This window comes from Yoonia sp. KMU-150 (genome assembly GCF_056858355.1).
In genome coordinates, this window is record NZ_JBXEQF010000001.1 from 279,439 (window position 1) to 293,290 (window position 13,852).

General features: G+C 61.7%; 16 protein-coding genes. 14 read left to right on the forward strand and 2 right to left on the reverse strand.

Annotated features, from left to right (window positions below):
* Window positions 1-23 precede the first annotated feature (23 nt).
* Entirely contained in the window at window positions 24-1,601 is a 1,578-nt protein-coding gene (locus AC04PH_RS01355) for an ABC transporter substrate-binding protein (protein WP_483063945.1), read from the reverse strand.
* A 167-nt stretch (window positions 1,602-1,768) separates the two neighbouring features.
* Here AC04PH_RS01355 and AC04PH_RS01360 point away from each other — a divergent pair, with 167 nt between their 5' ends.
* From AC04PH_RS01360 to preA, 4 genes are all read left to right on the forward strand, one after another.
* A complete protein-coding gene (locus AC04PH_RS01360; protein ID WP_483063946.1) occupies window positions 1,769-2,680 on the forward strand; it encodes a Gfo/Idh/MocA family protein in 912 nt (303 codons plus the stop codon).
* Window positions 2,681-2,838: 158 nt separating this feature from the next.
* The gene (locus AC04PH_RS01365; RefSeq protein ID WP_483063947.1) at window positions 2,839-4,173 is read left to right on the forward strand and encodes an NAD(P)-dependent oxidoreductase; all 1,335 of its coding nucleotides are present in this window, start codon (window positions 2,839-2,841) and stop codon (window positions 4,171-4,173) included.
* Window positions 4,170-4,532 carry a hypothetical protein gene (locus tag AC04PH_RS01370; RefSeq protein WP_483063948.1) on the forward strand — a complete coding sequence of 121 codons (363 nt, stop codon included), beginning with the start codon at window positions 4,170-4,172 and terminating at the stop codon, window positions 4,530-4,532. Before AC04PH_RS01365 ends, AC04PH_RS01370 begins: the two co-directional genes overlap by 4 nt.
* Window positions 4,533-4,544: 12 nt before the next feature.
* Entirely contained in the window at window positions 4,545-5,849 is a 1,305-nt protein-coding gene (gene preA / locus AC04PH_RS01375; protein ID WP_483063949.1) for an NAD-dependent dihydropyrimidine dehydrogenase subunit PreA, read from the forward strand.
* Between the two features lie 214 nt (window positions 5,850-6,063).
* Here preA and AC04PH_RS01380 read toward each other — a convergent pair whose 3' ends face one another.
* A complete protein-coding gene (locus AC04PH_RS01380; RefSeq protein ID WP_483063950.1) occupies window positions 6,064-6,666 on the reverse strand; it encodes a TetR family transcriptional regulator C-terminal domain-containing protein in 603 nt (200 codons plus the stop codon).
* A gap of 185 nt (window positions 6,667-6,851) precedes the next feature.
* On the opposite strand from AC04PH_RS01380, the gene AC04PH_RS01385 reads away from it, so the two are divergent.
* The 10 genes from AC04PH_RS01385 to AC04PH_RS01430 all read left to right on the forward strand — a co-directional run bounded on the left by AC04PH_RS01385 (window position 6,852) and on the right by AC04PH_RS01430 (window position 13,848).
* Complete coding sequence (locus AC04PH_RS01385) at window positions 6,852-8,102, forward strand: Zn-dependent hydrolase (protein ID WP_483063951.1); 1,251 nt, start codon at window positions 6,852-6,854, stop codon at window positions 8,100-8,102.
* A gap of 67 nt (window positions 8,103-8,169) precedes the next feature.
* Entirely contained in the window at window positions 8,170-8,502 is a 333-nt protein-coding gene (locus tag AC04PH_RS01390; protein ID WP_483063952.1) for a hypothetical protein, read from the forward strand.
* Complete coding sequence (locus tag AC04PH_RS01395; RefSeq protein WP_483063953.1) at window positions 8,499-8,783, forward strand: hypothetical protein; 285 nt, start codon at window positions 8,499-8,501, stop codon at window positions 8,781-8,783. Before AC04PH_RS01390 ends, AC04PH_RS01395 begins: the two co-directional genes overlap by 4 nt.
* Window positions 8,784-8,794: 11 nt before the next feature.
* Window positions 8,795-9,043, forward strand: a complete 249-nt coding sequence (locus AC04PH_RS01400; RefSeq protein WP_483063954.1) for a hypothetical protein — start codon at window positions 8,795-8,797, stop codon at window positions 9,041-9,043.
* A 15-nt stretch (window positions 9,044-9,058) separates the two neighbouring features.
* The gene (gene hydA / locus AC04PH_RS01405; protein WP_483063955.1) at window positions 9,059-10,513 is read left to right on the forward strand and encodes a dihydropyrimidinase; all 1,455 of its coding nucleotides are present in this window, start codon (window positions 9,059-9,061) and stop codon (window positions 10,511-10,513) included.
* A gap of 31 nt (window positions 10,514-10,544) precedes the next feature.
* A complete protein-coding gene (locus tag AC04PH_RS01410; RefSeq protein WP_483063956.1) occupies window positions 10,545-10,892 on the forward strand; it encodes a hypothetical protein in 348 nt (115 codons plus the stop codon).
* On the forward strand, window positions 10,883-11,671 hold the full coding sequence (locus AC04PH_RS01415; protein ID WP_483063957.1) for an ABC transporter ATP-binding protein: 789 nt from the start codon (window positions 10,883-10,885) through the stop codon (window positions 11,669-11,671). The genes AC04PH_RS01410 and AC04PH_RS01415 overlap by 10 nt, the downstream gene beginning before the upstream one ends.
* A complete protein-coding gene (locus AC04PH_RS01420; RefSeq protein ID WP_483063958.1) occupies window positions 11,664-12,092 on the forward strand; it encodes a GNAT family N-acetyltransferase in 429 nt (142 codons plus the stop codon). Before AC04PH_RS01415 ends, AC04PH_RS01420 begins: the two co-directional genes overlap by 8 nt.
* Window positions 12,089-13,009, forward strand: a complete 921-nt coding sequence (locus tag AC04PH_RS01425; RefSeq protein WP_483063959.1) for an ABC transporter permease — start codon at window positions 12,089-12,091, stop codon at window positions 13,007-13,009. Before AC04PH_RS01420 ends, AC04PH_RS01425 begins: the two co-directional genes overlap by 4 nt.
* A complete protein-coding gene (locus AC04PH_RS01430; protein WP_483063960.1) occupies window positions 13,006-13,848 on the forward strand; it encodes an ABC transporter permease in 843 nt (280 codons plus the stop codon). The genes AC04PH_RS01425 and AC04PH_RS01430 overlap by 4 nt, the downstream gene beginning before the upstream one ends.
* The last annotated feature ends 4 nt before the right edge of the window (window positions 13,849-13,852 follow it).

Here is a 13,852-nt window from a genome sequence, read left to right on the forward strand (position 1 = left end):
GCCCTGCGGTTCTTTATGGGTGCCTAGTTCACCGTCACCCAGCGCAGCATGAAGAAGTTATCGGCGCGTTGCGTCACGTCGATATTGTCTTTCATCGCCCAGATCAGTGGCTGGGTATAAAGCGGCACGTAGGCCACTTCTTCCTGCGTAATGGCGACGATCTCGTCGATCAGTGCCTGCCGCTTGGCGGGGTCGAGTTCTTGCTGGACCATAGGCAGCAGTTCATCCACGCGGGCGTTGGAGTAGTTGCCGAAGTTCCACGACCCCAGCTTTGCCTCATCGTCCTGCGTGTGTAGCAGAAAGCGGATGGGGTGTTCGGCGTCGAATGTGCCCGGCGACCAGCCCAGCAGATACATATCGAAGTCATCGGCGCGCAGTTGTTCCCAGTAGTTGCGCACCGGCATGGTGGTCAGTTCCGCGTTCAGACCGACGGCCGCAAACATTGATGCCGCGGCCCGGCACAGCGATTCGTCGTTGATGTATCGGTCGTTGGTGCACTTCAGTCCGAAGGAAAACCCGTCAGGGTAGCCTGCCTCGGCCAGCAGTTCCTTGGCGCGGTCTGGGTTGAATTCCGGCCGGTCGCTGTTGGCTTCCGAATAGCCGGAGATACCGGCAGGCACCAGTTGCGACGCGCCCTCGATCTTGCCGCGCATCACGACGCGGTCGATGGCGTCGATATTGATTGCATGAGCGGCGGCCAAGCGGACGCGCGGGTCGCTGAACGGGTTGGCGTCGGTCACGTCGGAGGAATAGAGCAGGGTATCGTGTTCATGCCCGAAGCCGAACATGATGATCCGGGTTTCCTCACCCTCCAGCACCTTGAAACCGTCGCGGCCCTCGACTTGTGCGACGTCCTGCAGGGGCACAGGCTCGATAAAGTCGATCTCGCCGGACAGCAGTGCGGCCAGTCCGGTGGCGGCGTTGCCGATGGGTGTCAGAACGGCTTCCGTCACGTTGCCGCGGTCGTCGCCCCACCAGCCTTCGTGCGGCGTCAGGCGCGTTTCGACACCGGGATCGCGGGCGGAAATAACGTATGGGCCTGTGCCGTTGACGTTGCGGGTGGCAAAGTTCTCTGCATCGCGGGCGGGCAGAAGCGCATCGTTTGTCTCGGCCCAGCCGCTGTCCATGATCATGAAGTTGGCGATGCTGTCGGGAAACAGCGGGTTGGGCGCGTCCGTGACGAATTCGATCGTGTAGTCATCGACCAGCCGCACGGCGGTCACCGGCGCGAACCAAGAGCGGACATCGGAGGCTTCCGAAGATGCGCGGTCATAGCTGAACATCACGTCTTCTGAGTCGAAGGTCGATCCATCGTGAAAGGTCACGCCCTCGCGCAGGTGAAAGCGCCAGCCGTTTTCGTCTTCCAGCGGTTCCCAGGACGTTGCCAGCGATGGTTCGATCGACATATCGCGCCCGCGACGGACCAGACCTTCGTAGACGTTGTTGAGGAAGGACAGCACCGGGGCCGCGTTGACGGCGTGCGGGTCCATCGTTTGCGGATCGGTGGTGGTGGCGAAGCGGAACGTCTCGGCAAAGGCGGTGCTGGCAGCAAGAACGGCAGCCCCGGCCAATGCCGTGGTGCGCAGATAGGCAATCGACATGATGTTATTCCCCGAAGTGGTAAATTGAACCCCGATGGTGGCGGTCATCAGGCGGCGCGTCAAGCAATGGCCGATCACAACTGCTGTGCGCCAGTGTTGCGCCGGAGTTGAGGTCGCGCCGCGTATCTTCTATCCCCTGCGATAACCTCAGGCGGAAGGAACGCAGAATGGCCACCAACATCGCCCTCGTCGGGATCGGCAAGATCGCCGTGGACCAGCATGTGCCAGCGATCGACGGATCGGCTGACTGGACACTGGCAGCGACGGTCAGCCGGTCGGGCACGGTCGACGGTGTGCCGGCCTTCACCAATTTCGACGCGATGCTGGCGGAACGTGCGGATATTCCGGTCGTGTCGCTGTGCCTGCCGCCGGTGCCGCGGTTCGCATATGCCGCCAAGGCGATTGCGGCTGGTCGCCATGTGATGCTGGAAAAGCCGCCGGGTGCGACGCTGGCGGAAGTGTACGCGCTGCAGCGGATGGCGGATGATGCTGGCGTCACGCTCTTCGCCACATGGCACAGCCGGGCGGCCAAGGCTGTGAAGCCCGCCAGGGCGTGGCTGGCGGACAAGGGTGTGACGGCGGCGCATATCAACTGGAAGGAAGACGTGCGCAAATGGCACCCGGGGCAGGAGTGGGTGTTCGAGCCGGGTGGCATGGGCGTGTTTGATCCGGGCATCAACGCGCTGTCGATCATCACGGAAATCCTGCCGTTCGAGATGCATCTACAGCATGCCACGCTGGAGTTTCCTGAAAACCGCGACACACCGATTGCAGCGCAAATGCAGTGGACAGGCAATGTGACGGGCGATTTCGACTGGCGTCAGACCGGCCCGCAAAGCTGGGACATCCGCGTGGAAACCGATGCGGGTATACTGGACATTACCGAAGGCGGCACACGGCTGATGATCGACGGCGCAGAGCAGGACACTGGTGATCTGGGCGAGTATCCCGCACTCTACAACCGGATGATTGAACTCGTCGTCGTGGGAAAAAGCGATGTCGACCTGCGCCCGATGGTGCATGTCGCCGATGCGATGACGCTGGGCAAACGTGTTGCTACCGACGCCTTCTTTTTCTGAACACCTATGTATTACCTTGCCAAAAATACGCCCGCCGGAGGCATCGCCGCTTGCAACGGAACTTGCATTTGCAATTTGCCTGCTGCCTAAAATTTACCATTTGATAAAAAATAATTTTGTGCCAAGCTGATCCCGACGCTAGGGGAGAACGCACGCGCATGGCTACGCCTTTGACATCAGGGATCACCGCAGGACGCCTGTCAGCCGAGGAGATCGCAGAGAACTTCGACGACCTGCATGCGCCGCTGGACCGACACGAGGCTGCCGTCGCCGCCGACCGTTGCTACTTTTGCCACGATGCGCCCTGCGTGACGGCCTGTCCCACGTCTATCGACATTCCATTGTTCATTCGCCAGATCGCCACCGGAACGCCGGAGGCAGCGGCGAGGACCATCTTTGATCAGAATATTCTAGGCGGCATGTGCGCGCGGGTCTGCCCGACGGAGGATTTGTGCGAAGAGGTCTGCGTGCGCGAAGTCGCCGAAGGCAAGCCTGTCGAGATCGGCCGCCTGCAACGCTTTGCCACAGATACGCTGATGGAGAAACAGAGCCATCCCTACAGTCGCGCCGAAAGCACGGGCAAGACGGTTGCTGTCGTCGGTGCGGGACCTGCCGGGCTTGCCTGTGCGCACCGGCTCGCGATGCTGGGGCACTATGTGACGCTGTTCGAGGGCAAGGCGAAACCCGGCGGACTGAACGAGTTCGGCATCGCGGCCTACAAGTCGACCGATGATTTCGCGGCGCGTGAGGTGGACTGGCTGATGCAGATCGGCGGGATCACCCTGCAAACCGGGCAGATGCTGGGCGACGGGCTGGAGCTTGATCTGCTCGCCTCAGATTTCGATGCGGTGTTCCTGGGTGTTGGTCTTGGTGGCGTCAACGCCCTGCGCAGCGCGGGCGAGGATAAGGCGGGCGTCGATGACGCCGTCGCGTTCATTGCCGAGTTGCGCCAAACCAGCGACCTGACGCTTCTCCCCGTCGGGCGCAACGTGGTGGTGATCGGCGGCGGCATGACCGCCGTCGACGCTGCCGTGCAATCCAAACTGCTGGGTGCGGACAACGTGACCATTGCCTACCGTCGCAGCCGTGACCGGATGGGGGCCAGCCGCTACGAGCAGGATCTGGCCGCGTCCAAAGGCGTGCGGCTGATGTTCAACACGATGCCGGTTGCCGTGAATGGCAACGGGTCCGTCGCCGAGATCGAACTGGAATACACCGCCGAGGTCGACGGCAAGCTGCAGGGCACTGGCGAAAAGGTTCGTCTTCCCGCCGATCAGGTGTTCAAAGCGATTGGCCAGACGCTGACCACGGATGCGGGACTGGACCTTGAGGGCGGTAAGATTGCCGTGGACGACAAGGGTCGGACCAGCCGCAAGATGGTCTGGGCAGGCGGCGACTGTGCATCCGGCGGAAACGACCTGACGGTCACGGCCGTAGCAGAGGGGCGCGACGCGGCGATGGATATTCACGCCACTTTGACCAGTGCCAGATGATTCGCGCAGGTGCGACATGCCTTGCGGTACTGGTGGCCGCACCGGTGGCCGCGCAGATCGACCCGTTTCTGGGTGTGCGCTGTTCACCTGACATGGACATGACTGTCGAGGAATTCGCGGCAGGTTTTCGCGAGAACACGATCTGCGACTTTACCAGTATCCCTGTGTTCAAGAACGACACGATGCGAGTGACGGCGGATTGCGCGACGATCCAGATCGTCGATATGTCCACCACGCCCGTGACGGTGGTGGAAACCGATCAGCGCAGTATCGTGCTGCTGCTTAAACGCATTAACGATATCGACATTGACGCATTTATCGACGGAACGCCGACCGGGCGTTTCGGCGCCTGTGGCTGAGGAGGACATTCTATGGCCGATCTGACGACAGACTTTCTGGGCATCAAAAGCCCCAACCCGTTCTGGCTGGCTTCGGCCCCGCCGACGGACAAGGAGTACAATGTCCGGCGGGCGTTCGACGCGGGCTGGGGCGGCGTCGTATGGAAAACGCTGGGGGCCGAGGGGCCGCCGGTCGTGAACGTAAACGGCCCGCGCTACGGCGTGGTCTATGGGGCCGACCGGCGGTTGCTGGGGTTGAACAACATCGAGTTGATCACCGACCGGCCGCTTGAGGTGAACCTCGAAGAGATGGCGCGCGTGAAGGCCGATTACCCCGATCGCGCCCTGATCGCGTCGATCATGGTGCCGTGCGAAGAGGACGCTTGGAAAGCGATCTTGCCGCGCGTGGAAGAGACAGGTGCCGACGGGATCGAGCTGAACTTCGGCTGTCCGCACGGAATGTCAGAGCGTGGCATGGGGGCCGCCGTGGGGCAGGTGCCTGAATACATCGAGATGGTCACGCGCTGGTGCAAGAAATACTACGACCGCCCGGTGATCGTGAAGCTGACGCCAAATATCACCGACGTACGCAAGCCCGCGGCGGCGGCCAAGCGTGGCGGCGCGGATGCGGTCAGCCTGATCAACACGATCAATTCGATCACATCCGTGAACCTCGACAGCATGTCACCCGAACCGTCGATCGACGGGAAAGGATCGCACGGCGGCTATTGTGGCCCTGCCGTGAAGCCCATCGCCATGTCGATGGTGTCCGAGATCGCGCGCGACCCCGAAACCCACGGTCTGCCGATTTCCGGCATCGGCGGGATCACGACGTGGCGCGACGCGGCGGAGTTCATGGCGCTGGGTTGCGGCAACGTGCAGGTCTGCACGGCGGCGATGACCTACGGTTTCAAGATCGTGGAAGAGATGAAATCGGGCCTGTCGCAATGGATGGACGAGAAGGGCCACACCAGCACGGCGGATTTCATCGGCATGGCCGTGCCGAACGTCACCGACTGGCAGTATCTGAACCTGAACTACGTCGCCAAGGCGCAGATTTCACAGGACGACTGCATCAAGTGCGGTCGCTGCTATGCCGCCTGCGAGGACACGTCGCATCAGGCTATTGCCATGTCCGACGACCGTACTTTCACGGTGATCGACGAAGAATGCGTCGCCTGTAACCTGTGCGTGGATGTCTGTCCCGTCGAGGACTGCATCACCATGGTGCCGATGGAGCCGGGCACTGTCGATCCCCGCACGGGCAAGACCGTCGAAAAGAAATACGCGAACTGGACGACCCATCCGAACAACCCGGGTGCTGTCGCGGCGGAGTAGGGATTGCGCCGTGCCTTGCACGTCGCCGGAGTTGTGGGGCTAGCCCCCCAAACCCCCGAAGGTATTTCAGACCAAGAGAAGCAGGAGCCGGTTCCGGCATAAGATTTGCGGGGAAACGGAAGTTGCCGCGTGATCGGCAGTTCGTAATGTCGAACCGACAGGCCATTAGGCAAAACGTGCAGGTCTCGTTTGACGACGATTTAGTCTTCAGGACCTATGGCGTCAGCATTCGGCGCAACATGGCGTCGAGATGCGCGGACGCGCCCTCGAACGGATCGCGGTCGCCGAGAATGGCGCGGACCTGTACGTCGAAATCGGCGTAGTGTTGCGTGAGGGACCAGATCGAAAAGATAAGGTGGTGTGGGTCGACCGCTTCGATCTTTCCCGCAGCGATCCAGCCTTCGATGACCTGAGCCTTGCTATCGACAAGCTCACGCAGTTCGCCCGCAAGCACGTCGTGAATCTGCGGTGCGCCCTGCAGGATTTCATTGGCGAACAAACGGCTCTCGCGCGGATAGTCACGGCTCATGCTGAGCTTGCGCTGGGCATAGGCGAGGAGTTCTTCCACAGGGTCGCCTGCGTCGTCCATCGCGTGCAGCGGTTCCAGCCAGTTTTCGAGCAGCCGCGCCAAAAGGGCGGTGTAGATCGCATCCTTGGACGGAAAATAGTAGAGCAGGTTCGGCTTTGACAGGCCTGCGGCGTCGGCGACCTGATCCAGCGTGGAGCCGCGAAACCCGTATTGCGAGAATACCTCGAGCCCGGCCGCCAGAATTGCGGTGCGGTTCTTTTGTTGAATACGCGTGGCGGGCTTGGCCATGGCAATCACAACTCATTATTTGATCGGACAGCGCCATCCTTTGGGCAGGTTCGCCTTTTCCGACCGCAATTGCCAGAAGTCGGGGCGAAAAACTTGACTGGTGCAACGCCTCTGTTAGCGTTGCTTTGACCAGATGGTCAAATTCGGAAGTTGCATATCCGTCGCCCAATGCCAAGGAGAACCCGATGCCCGCACCCGGAGAGAACCTGAAAATCAATGGAAGCCGGTTGTGGGACAGCCTGATGGAAATGGCCAAGATCGGCCCCGGTGTCGCGGGTGGCAACAATCGACAGACGGTCACAGACGAAGACGGCGAGGGGCGGCATCTGTTTCAGAAGTGGTGCAAAGATGCGGGCTGCACCATGGGGCTGGATACCATGGGCAATATGTTCGCACGCCGCGAAGGCACGGACCCGGACGCGCTGCCGGTCTATGTGGGATCGCACCTTGATACGCAGCCGACGGGTGGAAAATACGACGGGGTGCTGGGTGTGCTTGGCGGACTGGAGATTATCCGCACGATGAACGACCTCGACATCAGAACCAAACACCCGATCGTCGTGACGAACTGGACCAACGAGGAAGGCACGCGCTTTGCGCCCGCGATGCTCGCATCGGGCGTCTTTGCCGGCATGCACGAGGAACAGTGGGCCTACGACCGCCAGGACGCGGATGGCAAGACGTTCGGCGACGAGTTGAAGCGCATCGGCTGGCGTGGTGACGAACCCGTGGGTCAGCGCAAGATGCACGCGTTCTTTGAATTGCATATCGAACAGGGCCCGATCCTGGAGGCCGAAGGCAAGGATATCGGCGTCGTCACGCACGGGCAGGGGTTGTGGTGGTTGCAGGTTACGTTGACGGGCAAGGACGCACATACCGGATCGACGCCGATGGATATGCGGGTGAACGCGGGTCTTGGCATGGCGCGGATTACCGAGTTGGTGCACACGATCGCGATGGACAACCAGCCCGGTGCGGTGGGGGCGGTCGGCCATGCCAACGTCTATCCCAATAGCCGCAACGTGATCCCCGGCAAGGCGGTGTTCACGATTGATTTCCGCAGCCCCGACCGGGAAAAGCTGGACGGGATGAAGGCGCGGCTGGAAGAGGAAGCGCCGAAGATCGCCGCCGATCTGGGATTGGGTTTCGAGATCGAGGATGTCGGCCATTTCGATCCGGTGACGTTCGACGAGGGGTGCGTCAAAGCTGTCCGCGATGCCGCCGAGCGGCTGGGGTACAGCCACATGGACCTGATTTCCGGCGCGGGCCACGACGCTTGCTGGATCAACCGCCTGTATCCCACCGCGATGGTGATGTGTCCCTGTGTCGACGGGCTTTCGCACAACGAAGCCGAGGAGATCAGCGAGGCCTGGGCGACCGCGGGTGCCGACGTTCTGTTCCATGCCGTCGTCGAAACTGCAGAGATTGTGGGTTGAGTCTGGTCAGGCTGCACAGAAGTGTGGCACCACTTGGCGGGGATTCAGAATGATAAGTGAGAGACCGATGAAACGACTGCTGCCGCTGTTGATTTTGCCTTTGCTGGCCGCCTGCGTTGCACCGCCCGTGCTGGACGAGGACGGCAACGTCGTGCCACCACCTCCACCGCCACTGCCGCCGCAGGTCGTTGCGGCGATGGAACCGGGGATTCCACGCGCTTTCGTGTTCGAGCTTGGAAATGGTTGCTGGGCCGTGGGCATCGAGGCATCCGAGCCGCGTTCAGGCCGGGCCTTGCGCGATGCCAATGGCAACTGGGTCTGCAACGATGGTGTCATCGCACCGGACGCGGTTGCGATTGCACCCGAGCCCGGGCCGGCGACGGCAGAGCCACCGGCGTGATCGGCCGTGCGATCATCCTGACCATGGGCTGCGGGCTGACGGCCTGTGCGGCACCCGCGCCCGAAGCCACGGAACCGACGCGTGTGGCGCAACCGGTCGTCGGTCTGGTGAACAGCCCGTCTGACGGGGATGCGGTACCGCTGGCGGTGATCCAAGCGCTGCCCGCCGGTGTTTCCGCGACAAGCGTGCGCGAGGATGAGGGCGGTTGCTTCAGCTATCTCACGGCAGACGGGGCGACACCCGTCATCGACGCCGCAAATGTCACCATCTGTCGCGGGTAAGGGGCGGGGCGGTGTGGTCCTTTCCCATCAGACCGGGCAGTGCCACGTTGATCGTCTTGGTTGCCGCGGGATGCCAGCGCCCCCTGCCCGAGCCTGTTACCGTGGGTCTGCTGCCACTGACGGTAGAGCAGGTCCTGCCGGACGATGTCCCGGCGGCGGCGGTCTATGAACGCGACGGGTGCTATTTCTATCGGACGACCGAAGGTTTCGTCACAATCGCCACAGTCGCGGCCCCGGACGCCCGCCAACCCTATTGCTAGCCAAGGAGACATCCCATGAGCACAGTCATCAAGAACGGCATCATCGTCACCGCTGATCTGACCTATAAGGCGGATGTGCTGATCGAGGGTGGCAAGATCGTCGAGATCGGGCAGGGGTTGTCGGGGACCGAGGAACTGGACGCCACCGGCTGTTATGTCATGCCCGGGGGAATCGACCCGCATACGCATCTGGAGATGCCGTTCATGGGGACGTACTCGACCGACGATTTCGAGAGCGGGACGCGCGCGGCGCTGTCGGGTGGGACCACGATGGTCGTGGACTTCGCTCTGCCGTCGCCGGGACAGGGCCTGCATGACGCGCTACAGATGTGGGACAACAAATCGGGCCGCGCGAACTGTGATTATTCCTTCCACATGGCGGTGACCTGGTGGGGCGAGCAGGTGTTCGACGAGATGGAAACGGTCATCAAGGACCGGGGCATCAACACCTTCAAACACTTCATGGCCTACAAGGGCGCGTTGATGGTGCAGGATGACGAGATGTTCGCGTCGTTCCAGCGGCTAGCGTCCCTTGGCGGGATCGCGATGGTCCACGCCGAAAACGGCGATGTGGTGGCGGACCTGTCCGCGAAACTGCTGGCCGAGGGCAACACTGGACCCGAGGCGCACGCCTATTCCCGCCCGCCGCAGGTCGAGGGCGAAGCGACGAACCGCGCCATCATGATCGCCGATATGGCGGGCGTGCCTTTGTATGTCGTGCATACGTCCTGCGAGGAATCCCACGAGGCGATCCGCCGCGCCAAGCAGCAGGGCAAGCGTGTCTGGGGTGAACCGCTGATCCAGCACCTGACGCTGGACGAGAGCGAGTATTTCAACAAGGACTGGGACCACGCCGCCCGCCGCGTCATGTCGCCCCCCTTCCGCAACAAACAGCATCAGGACAGTCTCTGGGCAGGTCTGCAGAGCGGGTCGCTGTCGGTGGTGGCGACAGACCACTGTGCTTTCACCACTGATCAGAAACGCTATGGCGTGGGTGACTTCACGAAAATCCCCAATGGTACCGGCGGGCTGGAGGACCGGATGCCGATGCTCTGGACCTATGGTGTCAGCACGGGGCGTTTGACGATGAACGAATTTGTCGCCGTGACCTCGACCAACATCGCCAAGATCCTGAATTGCTACCCGCGCAAAGGGGCCGTTCTGGTCGGGGCCGACGCCGATATCGTGGTCTGGGACCCGGAGAAGTCCAAGACGATCACCGCCAAAACGCAGCAGTCGGCCATCGACTACAACGTGTTCGAGGGCAAGGAGGTGAAGGGCCTGCCGCGCTTCACACTGACGCGCGGACACGTCGCTGTGCACGACGGCGAGATGCGCACGCAGGAAGGCCACGGGAAGTTCGTGAAACGTGAGGCGAATACGCCGGTGAACAGCGCCCTGACGAAGTGGAAAGAGATCACGAACCCGCGGCCTGTTGAACGTTCGGGGATACCGGCTTCAGGCGTATAAATAATACAGTTAGATAATTGAGAGATAAAATATGTGGAAATTTGCTGCTGCCCTGATGATGGTGCCGTGCATGGCCGCGGCCCAGGATGTCTATGGCACCATGGCCGGTTGCGCGCGCGCTGTGGGGATGTCCGACAACTCCGACGGGGCGATTGCATGGTTCGTCGGCGACCGGATCGATTTTCATGAAAGCTCTTGCGCGATTTCGGACTCTGCGCCTGTCGGATCGGGCGCGACCGTCGTGACGGTGCAATGCACAGGCGAGGGCGAGACCTGGGAGAATTACTACATGATCGAGACGACCGCAGATGTGGACCGGTTCGTCATCTATCCTGAAGAGTTCCCGGATCTGAGAAGCGAGCTGACTGCGTGCTTCTAAATGATACCCACGTCATTCAGGCGCAATCGCTCGACCTGACGTTTCAGACGAACGACGGGCCTGTCCACGCGCTCAAGGACGTGTCGCTGGACATCGGCAAGGGCGAGTTCGTCAGCTTCATCGGCCCGTCCGGTTGTGGCAAGACCACGTTCTTGCGCTGTATCGCGGGGTTGGAGCAGCCGACAGGGGGTGCAATCACCGTGAACGGGATGACTCCGGAGGAGGCGCGCAAAGCACGGGCCTACGGCTACGTGTTTCAGGCAGCGGGGCTGTATCCGTGGCGCACGATCGGGGGGAATATCCGCCTGCCGCTGGAGATCATGGGGTTTTCGAAATCCGATCAGGAAAGCCGCGTGAACCGCGTGCTGGACCTTGTCGATCTGGCGGGGTTCGAGAAGAAATTCCCGTGGCAACTGTCCGGCGGGATGCAGCAGCGCGCCTCGATTGCCCGCGCGCTGGCCTTCGACGCGGACATCCTGCTGATGGACGAACCTTTCGGCGCGCTGGACGAGATCGTGCGCGATCATCTGAACGAACAGCTGCTGCAACTTTGGGCGCGGACGGACAAGACCATCGGCTTCGTCACCCACTCGATCCCCGAGGCGGTCTATCTGTCCACCAAAATCGTCGTCATGTCCCCGCGTCCGGGACGCATTTCGGATGTGATCGACAGCCCGCTGCCGCGCGAACGTCCGCTGGATATTCGTGACAGCACCGAATTTATCGAGATCGCGCATCGGGTCAGGGACGGCCTGCGGGCGGGGCATATCGATGAGTGACCCGGCCATCAGACGGGCGGTGGCGGACGATGCCACTGCCTGTGCCGCGATCCTGAACGGCTGGATCGACGCGACGGACTGGTTGCCGCGCAAGGTCGATGCGGTGGCGCTCGAGGGTATCCTGCGCCAGGGCCTACCCATGCGGGAAGCCTATGTAATCGGTGACCCGGTTGCCGGTTATCTTTCGATGGAAACCGAGACGGCCCATATCTGGGGGTTCTACGTCGGACCGAAAGGTCAGGGGCTTGGCCGCACGCTGATGGACCATGTCAAAAGGGAACGCACCTTTCTGCAGTTGAATAGCCATGCCGCGAATACGGAGGCTCATCGATTCTATCGCCGAGAGGGCTTTGCCGTTGTGGGAGATCCGTGGCGTGGTGACGACGGGATCGACGAGATCAGGATGGAGTGGCACGCATGAGGTCGGTGCTGCCGGTCCTGACCGTTATTGGCGCGATCCTGCTGTTCTGGATCGTCGCGGTGATCCCGATGAATATTCATCTGGCCGCCGATATGGCGCAACGGCAGGACGTGGCGGTAACGCCCGAGACACCTGCCGCGCGGCAGGATGTCGGTAGCATCGCGCTTGCACTGCGCAACCCGGACGTCGTGCCGATGACCTACACGCTGGACCGGCCACGTCTGCCATCGCCGCATCAGATTGCGGCGGAACTTTATGACACGGTGATCGACAAGAAGATCACGTCGAAACGGTCGCTGGTCTATCACGGCTGGGTGACCCTGTCGGCGACCCTGCTGGGGTTCGCCATCGGCACGACGCTCGGGATCGCGCTGGCCGTCGGAATCGTTTTCAGCCGGACGATGGATAAATCGGTCATGCCTTGGGCCATCGTCAGCCAGACGATCCCCATTCTTGCACTGGCCCCGATGGTTATCGTGATGCTGGGCGCACTGGGCTTTCAGGGATTGCTGCCGAAGGCGATGATCAGCGCATACTTGTCGTTCTTTCCGGTGGTCGTTGGCATGGTGAAGGGGTTGCGCAGCCCTGATGCGATGCAGCTTGACCTGCTGCGCACCTATAACGCCAGCAACGCGCAGGGATTCTGGAAACTGCGGCTGCCTGCGTCGGTGCCCTATCTGTTCGCCTCGCTCAAGATCGGGATTTCGGCGTCTCTCGTCGGTGCGATCGTGGGCGAATTGCCGACCGGGGCGCAGGCCGGGTTCGGCGCGCGAATGCTGGTTGGCGACCAATACGGGCAACCGCTGGTCACATGGGCTGCGCTGTTCGCGGCGGCGATCACGGCGGCGGTACTGGTCGGGGTCTTTGGCTTGTTGGAGCGGATCACGCTCAGGCGCATGGGGACGCAGGCGGTATGATGTACCTCATCGCGGCGATGGTGATCTGGGCTATGGGCTGGCTGATGAACATGTGGCTGGCACATTCCGCAAGGTCCGATACCCGCGCTGTCAGTCTGTTGATCGCGGCGGTCTTTGGCATCACATTGCTGCTGATGTGGGAAATCCTCGTCCGCGGGTTCGAGGTAAGCGCGGTCATTCTGCCGCCGCCGTCGATGATCTGGGAGCGGATGATTAACGAGGGGCCGCGTTTGTGGGCAGACTTTGAACAGACGATCATCAAGGGCGCGATGACCGGATACGTCGCGGGCGCACTTGCGGCATTTGCCGTGGCACTGCTTGCCGACCGATCGGAATTCCTGTCGCGCGGGATCCTGCCCGTCGGCGGGTTCATGGCGGCGCTTCCGATTGTCGGCACTGCGCCGATCTTCGTCAAATGGCTGGGCAGCGACTGGGAAAGCAAGGCCGCGGTCGTGGGGGTGATGGTGTTCTTTCCCATCCTTGTGAACACTGTCGCGGGGCTGAAAGACACATCCGCCATGCAGCGCGATCTGATGCGCACTTATGGCGCGGGATACTGGCCGACGCTGCTGAAACTGCGTCTGCCCGCGGCGATGCCGTTCATTTTCAACGGATTGAAAATCGCGACGACACTGGCGCTGATCGGGGCGATTGTCGCTGAATTTTTCGGCTCTCCGACCGTTGGTATGGGCTTTCGCATCTCGACGAGCGTGGGACAGCTTGCGCTCGACATGGTCTGGGCCGAGATTGTCGTGGCGGCCCTTGCCGGATCGGCATTCTATGGGATTATGGCATTTATCGAAAAGCGGGTGACGTTCTGGCATCCGTCGCAGAGGTGAATTC

Excerpts from the sequence above, each read along its gene's own strand:
- AC04PH_RS01355 (WP_483063945.1), bottom strand. The coding sequence starts at position 1,601 with ATGTCGATTGCCTATCTGCGCACCACGGCATTGGCCGGGGCTGCCGTT.
- AC04PH_RS01360 (WP_483063946.1), top strand. The coding sequence starts at position 1,769 with ATGGCCACCAACATCGCCCTCGTCGGGATCGGCAAGATCGCCGTGGAC.
- AC04PH_RS01365 (WP_483063947.1), top strand. The coding sequence starts at position 2,839 with ATGGCTACGCCTTTGACATCAGGGATCACCGCAGGACGCCTGTCAGCC.
- AC04PH_RS01370 (WP_483063948.1), top strand. The coding sequence starts at position 4,170 with ATGATTCGCGCAGGTGCGACATGCCTTGCGGTACTGGTGGCCGCACCG.
- preA (WP_483063949.1), top strand. The coding sequence starts at position 4,545 with ATGGCCGATCTGACGACAGACTTTCTGGGCATCAAAAGCCCCAACCCG.
- AC04PH_RS01380 (WP_483063950.1), bottom strand. The coding sequence starts at position 6,666 with ATGGCCAAGCCCGCCACGCGTATTCAACAAAAGAACCGCACCGCAATT.
- AC04PH_RS01385 (WP_483063951.1), top strand. The coding sequence starts at position 6,852 with ATGCCCGCACCCGGAGAGAACCTGAAAATCAATGGAAGCCGGTTGTGG.
- AC04PH_RS01390 (WP_483063952.1), top strand. The coding sequence starts at position 8,170 with ATGAAACGACTGCTGCCGCTGTTGATTTTGCCTTTGCTGGCCGCCTGC.
- hydA (WP_483063955.1), top strand. The coding sequence starts at position 9,059 with ATGAGCACAGTCATCAAGAACGGCATCATCGTCACCGCTGATCTGACC.
- AC04PH_RS01410 (WP_483063956.1), top strand. The coding sequence starts at position 10,545 with ATGTGGAAATTTGCTGCTGCCCTGATGATGGTGCCGTGCATGGCCGCG.
- AC04PH_RS01420 (WP_483063958.1), top strand. The coding sequence starts at position 11,664 with ATGAGTGACCCGGCCATCAGACGGGCGGTGGCGGACGATGCCACTGCC.
- AC04PH_RS01425 (WP_483063959.1), top strand. The coding sequence starts at position 12,089 with ATGAGGTCGGTGCTGCCGGTCCTGACCGTTATTGGCGCGATCCTGCTG.
- AC04PH_RS01430 (WP_483063960.1), top strand. The coding sequence starts at position 13,006 with ATGATGTACCTCATCGCGGCGATGGTGATCTGGGCTATGGGCTGGCTG.